We start from the raw sequence: 1,464 nt of genomic DNA on the forward strand, positions 1-1,464 counted from the left end.
GCTGAAGCACAGGGTAAAGATGTTGGTATTATTGCAACAGATGCAGGTTGGAACCTTTATGTTTGTGGTAATGGTGGAATGAAACCTCAACACGCGTCATTACTTGCTGCTGATTTAGATAAAGAAACATTGGTCAAATACATCGATAGATTCATGATGTTTTATATTCGCACTGCCGATAAATTAACACGTACTTCTGTGTGGTTACAAAATCTAGAAGGTGGCATCGATTATTTAAAAGAGGTTATTGCAGATAATAAACTGGGCCTTAACGACCAGCTTGAACAAGAGATGGTTGAAGCGATTAATAGCTTCCAATGTGAATGGACAACAGCGTTGAGTGACCAACAGCAGCTTTCTCGTTTTGCGCATTTTATTAATAGTGATGCTCAAGATGACAACGTCATTTTCACCCCTGAACGAGGACAAAAACGTCCTGCTTTTTTCGATGAAAAAGCACCTGTTTATCAAATTAGCTTGGAGGAAATGAAATGAGTAAATGGATATCTGTTTGTGAGTTAGACAAGGTTTATGAAGGTACTGGTGTGTGTGCATTAATCGAGGGTAAACAAGTGGCTATTTTTCGCCCCACTGAAGAAGCGCAAGTGTATGCATTAGATAATATGGACCCTTTTGCTCATTCAAATGTAATGTCTCGAGGCATTATTTGTGAACACCAAGCGCAATTATGGGTCGCTTCACCATTAAAAAAACAACGATTCAACTTACAAGATGGCCATTGTTTTGAAAATAAAGAGGTTGCATTAACGACTTATAAAACGCGCATTCAGTTGGGCGCGATAGAGGTGCAAGTTCATTAGTTGAGATTTAATAGCCTAAATACTCCTTATATTTTAGGAGTATTTCACTATTCAATTTTATTTTAAAACTTTACTTATAGGAATCTAACTATGTCTTACATTAAACCTAACGAATTCGTTCAAACCATGATCGATGCGGGTGAAAACAAGGTCATGATGTCAACTCGGGACACTATTTTACGTGCTGTAATGGGCGGTGCAATTTTAGCAATTGCAGTTGCTGTAGCCATAACAGCTGCTGTACAAACAGGTTTAGCCATTGTAGGTGCATTAGTCTTCCCCGTTGGATTTGTGGTACTTAATCTAATGGGGTTTGACCTATTAACTGCTATGTTTGCATTGGCACCCTTAGCGCTATTTGATAAGCGTGCAAACATTACTAAAAGCACTATTTTACGTAACTGGTTATTAGTTGCTTTAGGTAATTTGATTGGTGCGGTTGCCGTTGCTTTTTTAGTGGCATTAACTTTTACCATGAACTTTAGTGTTGAACCTGGTGCCGTTGGTCAGGCATTTATTAAAGCGTCTACTGCTCGCTCGTTAGGTTTTGCAGAGCATGGTGTAGATGGTTGGGTCACTGTGTTTGTGAAAGGCATTTTATGTAACTGGATGGTGTGTTTAGGTGTGGTTGGTTCAATGACAT

At 38.9% G+C, this 1,464-nt stretch carries 2 protein-coding genes and 1 pseudogene; all 3 read left to right on the forward strand.

The window, feature by feature from the left end; all coding sequences use genetic code 11:
* Window positions 1-495: pseudogene (locus DS885_RS06285) on the forward strand (nitrite reductase (NAD(P)H)); the annotation flags it as partial.
* Window positions 492-821: a nitrite reductase small subunit NirD gene (gene nirD / locus DS885_RS06290; RefSeq protein WP_113818585.1), complete on the forward strand. Its 330-nt coding sequence runs from the start codon at window positions 492-494 to the stop codon at window positions 819-821. The pseudogene DS885_RS06285 and the gene nirD, both read left to right, overlap by 4 nt.
* A 90-nt stretch (window positions 822-911) precedes the next feature.
* Window positions 912-1,464: formate/nitrite transporter family protein (locus DS885_RS06295; RefSeq protein WP_147232329.1), on the forward strand; the 553-nt coding region annotated here is incomplete at its 3' end.

The organism is Psychromonas sp. B3M02 (assembly GCF_003318165.1).
Taxonomy (GTDB): Bacteria; Pseudomonadota; Gammaproteobacteria; order Enterobacterales; family Psychromonadaceae; genus Psychromonas.